This is a genomic window from Nocardia sp. NPDC058497, from assembly GCF_042720195.1.
GTDB lineage: Bacteria > Actinomycetota > Actinomycetes > Mycobacteriales > Mycobacteriaceae > Nocardia.
In genome coordinates this window covers 1-6,106 of the sequence record NZ_JBHXMY010000367.1, presented here as the reverse complement: position 1 = coordinate 6,106, position 6,106 = coordinate 1, and the positions used below count along the sequence as shown (strand labels likewise).

The window sequence follows — 6,106 nt, the reverse complement described above, 5'->3', positions numbered from 1 at the left end:
GGGGGGGCCCCCCCCCGCCCGGGCCCGCCCCCCCCCCTGGTTGTATGAGTCCCCCCCCGGCGCCCCCCCCCGCCGCGGGGTCGGCTAGCGGGCGCCGCGATTGCAGCAGCAGCACGCACCCGGCGATCGCGGCCGGGGTGACCATCAGGCCGATCATCTCCGGGATCAGCAGAACGAACAGCTCACCCATCGGTACTCCTCGGTCGTGGCATCGGGTGTTCGGGCAGGTCGGCCGCCGCGGCGGCGACGGTCGGGTAGATGCCGATCGGGGTGTCGCCCGCTTCGGCCGAGCCGAGGACTTCGCCGAACTGGGCGACCGAGCGGGCGATGCGGAAGTCGATGCGCTTGCGCGCCAGGGCATTACGCAGGTCGAGGAGCATTTCGGCGGCGGTGACGTCGAGGGCGGGTGAGGTTTCGGCGTCGAGGACGACCAGGCGGGTGGACTCGGTGCACAGGTCGTTGATGCGGGTCTTCACGTTGTCGGCGTTGGCGAAGAACAGGGCGGATTCGACGCGGACCACCAGCAGGTCGGGACGCGGGGTGAGGTCGGGGTGGCGGGCCGTATCCAGCCACAGGGAGCCCTCTTTCGCCAGCGCGGCGACGTGCGGCTGGGACGCCCGGTAGACCAGGAGCAGCACCGAGACGCCGACGCCGACGAGCAGGCCTGGCAGCGTGTCGAACAGCAGGACGCCGAACATGGCGGCCATGGCGGCGAGGAAGTCGGCGCGGGCCGCGCGGCCGTAGATGCTGGCGAGCAGCTGGGTCCAGACCCGGTAGAGGCGGCGCAGGGCGGCGATGTCGACGAGTTCGATCACCGCGGCGATCACCACCGCGGCCAGCGTCGCCTCGGGGAGTTTCTCGAACAGGCCGGTGAGGAACAGCAGGGTGAGGACGGTGAGCGCGGCGACAACGAGCCCGCTGAGCTGGGTCTTCGCGCCCGCGCCGCCATTGACGGCGGTCTTGGAGAGGCTGCCGTTCACCACCATGCCCGAACCGAGACCCGACCCCAGATTGGCGGCGCCGAGGCCGAACAGCTCCCGGTTGGCGTCGATCGAGTAGCCCGACTTGGCCGCATAGGTTTTCGCCGCGCCGAGTCCCTCCGCGAAACCGATCAGCAGCACACCGACCGCTGGGCCGAGCAGGTCGAGATAGTCGTCGAAGCCGACATCGTCCGGCAGGCCGACCGACGGCAGACCCGCGTCGATGTGCCCGACGATATCGACGCCCTTGTCGTCTAGCCCGAACAGCTGCACCGCGACGATGCCGAGCAGCACGGCCAGCAGCGAGCCTGGCACGAGCGGCAGCCAGCGCTTCACGCCGAGCACGACCGCGAGACTGAGCAGGCCGATCAGCAGGGTGCGCCACTGGGTGTCACCGAGATTGCGGATGACGCCCCAAGCCTGTTCGAAGAAGTTGCCGTCGTGCTTGTCGACGCCGAACAGCTTGGGCACCTGGCCGATGATGATGGTCAGGGCGAGGCCGACGATGAAGCCCTTCAGCACCGGCTCGGAGATGAACGCGGCGATGAAACCGAGCCGCAGCAGCCCGGCCAGCAGGCCCGCGATGCCGGTCGCGATGGCCAGCGCCGCCGACAGCGCGATGTAGTGGCCGCCGTCGGCGCCCGCCAGCGGGGTGATGATCGCGGCCGACAGCGCCGCGGTCGCCGACATCGGGCCGACGACGAGATGCCGCGAACTCCCGGCCAGGGCATACAGGACCAGCGCGGGGACGGCCGCGTAGAGGCCGACGACCGGCGGCACGCCCGCGATCGACGCGTAGGCCAGCGCCTCCGGCACCAGCACCGCCCACACCGTGAGTCCGGCGACGACGTCGGGCCGCAGCCAGGCGCGTTGGTAGCCGTGCAGTGAGGTGAAGACCGGCAGCGATCTCATGACAAGCTCCTCACCGTCAGAGTCCGCCGACGCCCTTGCCGACCACGACCGCGCCCATCACCAGCAGCACGATCGCCATCACCGCGTGATTGTTGGCCTGCAGCCACTGCCGGGCATTGTCGAGGGTGGGGCCCAGCTTGTCGGCGGCCAGCGCGTATCCGATAACCACCGCGAGCACAGTCACCGAGGCAAGCAGAGTGAATACCGCGATCGCCACGATGTCACCACCGGCACTCAGCCCAGCGGAACCGATGACCACACCGGCAGACAGGCACAGCAGCAGGTTCTTCGGGTTCACCCCGGACAGCAGCGCCCCGAGCCCTGCGGCCTTGACCACGGTGAGGCTGTCGATCGCCTGCATCCAGGCAGGCACCGAGGTGTCCGAGCGGGCGTGCCACTGTTCGGCCGCGAGCACGAGAAGCAGCGCACCCAGCACGATCTTGAGCCACGACGCCACCGCCGACGGCTCCTTCTCCCCCGAACCGCCCAGCGTCCCGGCGAGCAATGTCACCACCGCGGTCACAACCAGAATCCCGCCGACCCAGCCGAGCGCGAACCCCTTTGCCGCGCCGCCCGCGTTCTTGGACAGGATCATGAGAATGGCGGCGACGATGGGGATCGGCGAGATCGCCACACCCACCGCCAGCGGAAGCAGATCACCGATGACTGAGCCCATGCGGTCACGCTAGGTCGACTGGATGGGACCGCGCGTCACACGTTGTGGGTGAGATCTGCTCACCGTGCCGCGGTGATCAATTCGAACAGGGCGGTGATGCTCTGGTCGCCGCGGCCCTCGTCGACGGCGCGGCGCAGCAGGTCGTGCATGGTGGAGTGCCAGGACAGGACGACCCCTGATTCGGCGGCCAGCTGCACGTCGTCGACGAGGGCGGTGTGGAACAACTCGACGCTCGAGCCGAGCCGGGTGTAGTCCTTGGTGTCGATCTCCGCGGCCAGGATCGGCAGCAGCGACTCGATCATCTGCAGCCACTTCACCGAATACGGGACCATGGTCCGCGCGGGCAAGCCACGGGCGGCCAGGATCGCCGCGCCGTCGAGGAAGCCGAGCAGCGCGGGCAGCAGGGTGGCGCCGACGGCGGATTCGTAGAGGGCGGCCAGATCCGGTTCGGCGCCGAGGAATTCGAGGTCGCCGCCGAGGGTGCGCAGGGTGCCGGCGTGGTGGTCGAAGACCTCGCGGTCGCCGCCGAAGTACAGCAGCGTGTCCGGATCGCCGACGGCCGACGGCACGTTCTTGATCGCGCCGCCGAGGTAGCGGGCGCCCGCGCAGTGCGCCCAGTGCGCGAATTCCCTTGCCTGGAGTGGTATTCCACTGTTGAGCGTGATGATGTCGCGGCCCGCGATGACATCGGCCGCAGGCGCCAGGCTCTCGCGGGTGGCGGCGAAGGTGGTCAGGGAGGCGATGATCAGCGAACTCGCTTCGACGGCGTCGGTGATGTCGCGGTGGGCGGTCGCGCCCGCGGCGGCCAGTGCCGCGGTTCGCTCGAAGCCGCGGTTCCACACGTGCGTCGGGTATCCGGCGGCGAGGAAGGCCTGGGCGAGGGCGCTGCCCATCGATCCGGTGCCGAGCACGGTCACCGAGGGTCGTTGCACTGAGGTCATCTGCGGCTCCGATCACTGCGCGGCGATCGGGTGACCGTCGCGGTGATCCGAGTGTCGGCGCGGCGCGCGCGGGCCGGCAAGTACGCACTTTTCCCGTCAGTTGCTCACATTCAGGTAACCCATCAGGTCACGACTGCGCTCGGCGGCGGGCTGTGCCGGGCGTCACCCGGCGAGCTGTCGGCACCGCCGAGCCGGACGGCCCGCATTTGTGATGGTCTCCAACGTAGGGTCGGGCTGACCTGCGGCGCGAGCGCGCGTCGTAGAGTTTCGCTTATGCCGGATGCCGAGATGACCGAGTTGGTGCAGCGCTGCGTCGAGGAGGCGTTGCTCGGCGGGCCGCGGCGCTACACGCGGACGCAGGTCGCCGAGCAGTCCGGCGTGCCCGAGGCGGAGTCGCGGCGGTTGTGGACGGCGCTGGGGTTCCCGGCGAACGAGGACAACGAGGTCGACTACACCCAGATCGACATCACCGCGGTCACCAACTTCCGCAGCATGAATGTCGTTGCCGCCTCCGATATCCGGCAGCAGGCCGCCGCGGCGCGCACGATCGGCCAGGGCATGGCCCGGCTGGCCGAATGGCAGGCCGACCTGGTGCTGGCCGAGATCAAGGCGCGGGCCGCCGCGGCCGATCCGGCGATCCCGCTCGACGAACGCGTCAGGACAGCCACCGAATCCACGATGGCGAGCATCGAACAGTTGCAGTCGTATGTGTGGCGCAGGCATCTCGCGGCGGCGGCAGCCCGGGCGATCGACGCCGAGGCGGGCGCCGACTCGATGCGGACGCTGGCCGTCGGATTCGCCGACATGGTCGGTTTCACCCGGCTCACCCGGCACCTGCATCCCGACGAATTGTCCACGCTGCTGGAGGCTTTCGAGTCGACCACCACCTCGGCGATCACCGATAACGGTGGCTGGGTGATCAAGAACGTCGGCGACGAAGTGATGTTCGCGGCCGAGACAGCAGCGGACGCGGCGCGGATCTCGCTGGCCATCCAGGAATCGACGATGCTGGTCGGCGGCACCCCGGAACTGCGGGTGGCCTTCGCCTACGGCGAGGTGCTGCAGCGTTTCGGCGACCTGTACGGCTCGGTCGTCAATATCGCCGCGCGGCTCACCGGCGTCGCCAGACCGGGCAACATCCTCGTCGACGACGCCGCCGCCGAGGCGCTGGACGGTCATCCCGAATTCGCCATCCGGCACCTGCGCAGCGTGCGGGTGCGCGGCTTCAACCGGCTGCGCCCGCACCGGCTGCGCGCGGCCTCCTAGCGGGCGGGCGGCACACCGTTATCTAGGGTGTCGTGGTGGAGATGGACTGGCAGAGCGTGCGCGAGCATTACACCGTGTTCGCCGACGACGCCGTGCTCGCGCTGAACAAGCCGGCCGGGATCTCGGTGACCGGTGAGCGGCACGACACCGACTTGGTCGAGTTGGCACAGGCGGCGGGCACCCAGCTGTACCCGGTGCACCGGATCGACAAGGTCACCTCCGGGCTGGTCCTGCTGGCCGTCGACCTGGCCGCACACGGGCAGCTGACCAGGCAGTTCACCAAGCAGACCGCCCGCAAGGCGTACCTGGCGATCGTCTCCGGCACCGACCTGCCCGAGCGCGGCGCGATCGATCTGCCGCTCAGTGTCGGCCGCAAGAACCGCGTACGGATCGCGGCCCCGCGCGAGGCGATCCGGCGCGAGGGCGAACGCTGGTTCGTCGACGACGCCGACCTGCTCCCCGCGAAGAACTATCCCTCGCTGACCAGGTTCGCCACCGTCGCCCGCCACGGCGACCACACCCTGCTCGCCATCACGCCGGTCACCGGCCGCCGCCACCAGATCCGCGTCCAGCTGGCCTGGATCGGCCACCCGATCCTGGGCGACCCCCTCTTCGACCGCACCGCCACCTTCCCCCGCACCCACCTGCACTCCTGGCAGCTGCGCCTCGACGCCGACTGGCTGAACCCGCCGGTCCTGGACCTGCGAGCCACCCCGGGCACCGACTTCTGGGCGCCGCTTGGCGCCGATCCGGCCGCGGCGGCCGAACTGCTGCACACCGCGGCCGAGCGACTGCCGGCCTAGGGCCTGTCTCGAAGTCCGCCGACAGTGCTGCGGGACATGCGCTGAACATTCGCCAAACGCTCAGATCGTCCCGATTTTCGACCGATCGGCGGGAAAGTGAACGTTCAGCGCAGCGGCCGATGGACGGCCGCCGGGGTGTGGCCGGCCGCCCGTCACGAGTTGACGAACCGGTCCTCCCTGGCGCCGGCCGCGATGACCCGGCGACGACGGCTCGGCATCAGCAGGGTCGGGTGGGCGATGCTCCAGCCGGCGCCAGCGCAGACGAATTCCTTGACGCGAGCGCCGATCCGGCCGGTCAGCACGGTGGAGGTCGGCTGATCGTCGAAGGTCACCTTCTGGACGATGCCGTCGCGGCGGCCGAGGCTGATGCACTGCGAGGCATAGCCGATCTGCTCGTCGGGGACCGGTCGGCCGGTCAGGCGCGCGGCGATGGCGTCGCCGGCTCGCCAGGCCATCGGGCTGCCGGTCGCGCACGCCATTCGCAGCGGCACGCCGCCGGGGCCGTCGGCCAGTGCGGCGTCGCCGACG

Annotated in this window: 5 protein-coding genes and 2 pseudogenes; 2 read left to right on the top strand and 5 right to left on the bottom strand. The window is 70.2% G+C overall.

Going from position 1 to position 6,106, the window contains the following annotated elements:
- From ACFWPJ_RS22115 to ACFWPJ_RS22100, 4 genes and pseudogenes are all read right to left on the bottom strand, one after another.
- Positions 1 to 190, bottom strand: a pseudogene (locus tag ACFWPJ_RS22115) (hypothetical protein); the annotation flags it as partial.
- Entirely contained in the window at positions 183 to 1,892 is a 1,710-nt protein-coding gene (locus ACFWPJ_RS22110) for a SulP family inorganic anion transporter (RefSeq protein ID WP_378854167.1), read from the bottom strand. The gene ACFWPJ_RS22110 and the pseudogene ACFWPJ_RS22115, both read right to left, overlap by 8 nt.
- 16 nt (positions 1,893 to 1,908) lie before the next feature.
- Positions 1,909 to 2,568, bottom strand: a complete 660-nt coding sequence (locus tag ACFWPJ_RS22105; RefSeq protein WP_378854166.1) for a GAP family protein — start codon at positions 2,566 to 2,568, stop codon at positions 1,909 to 1,911.
- 59 nt (positions 2,569 to 2,627) lie between these two features.
- A complete protein-coding gene (locus ACFWPJ_RS22100) occupies positions 2,628 to 3,509 on the bottom strand; it encodes an NAD(P)-binding domain-containing protein (RefSeq protein WP_378854164.1) in 882 nt (293 codons plus the stop codon).
- 273 nt (positions 3,510 to 3,782) lie between these two features.
- On the opposite strand from ACFWPJ_RS22100, the gene ACFWPJ_RS22095 reads away from it, so the two are divergent.
- Both ACFWPJ_RS22095 and ACFWPJ_RS22090 read left to right on the top strand, forming a co-directional pair.
- Positions 3,783 to 4,775, top strand: a complete 993-nt coding sequence (locus ACFWPJ_RS22095; protein ID WP_378854162.1) for an adenylate/guanylate cyclase domain-containing protein — start codon at positions 3,783 to 3,785, stop codon at positions 4,773 to 4,775.
- A 41-nt stretch (positions 4,776 to 4,816) separates the two neighbouring features.
- Positions 4,817 to 5,578 carry an RluA family pseudouridine synthase gene (locus ACFWPJ_RS22090; RefSeq protein ID WP_378854160.1) on the top strand — a complete coding sequence of 254 codons (762 nt, stop codon included), beginning with the start codon at positions 4,817 to 4,819 and terminating at the stop codon, positions 5,576 to 5,578.
- 152 nt (positions 5,579 to 5,730) lie between these two features.
- On the opposite strand, the pseudogene ACFWPJ_RS22085 reads toward ACFWPJ_RS22090, so the two are convergent.
- A pseudogene (locus ACFWPJ_RS22085) lies at positions 5,731 to 6,106 on the bottom strand (oxidoreductase); the annotation flags it as partial.

What these genes read in the sequence shown, in the direction of transcription:
- ACFWPJ_RS22110 (WP_378854167.1), bottom strand. Translation starts at nt 1,892, where the DNA reads ATGAGATCGCTGCCGGTCTTCACCTCACTGCACGGCTACCAACGCGCC.
- ACFWPJ_RS22105 (WP_378854166.1), bottom strand. Translation starts at nt 2,568, where the DNA reads ATGGGCTCAGTCATCGGTGATCTGCTTCCGCTGGCGGTGGGTGTGGCG.
- ACFWPJ_RS22100 (WP_378854164.1), bottom strand. Translation starts at nt 3,509, where the DNA reads ATGACCTCAGTGCAACGACCCTCGGTGACCGTGCTCGGCACCGGATCG.
- ACFWPJ_RS22095 (WP_378854162.1), top strand. Translation starts at nt 3,783, where the DNA reads ATGCCGGATGCCGAGATGACCGAGTTGGTGCAGCGCTGCGTCGAGGAG.
- ACFWPJ_RS22090 (WP_378854160.1), top strand. Translation starts at nt 4,817, where the DNA reads ATGGACTGGCAGAGCGTGCGCGAGCATTACACCGTGTTCGCCGACGAC.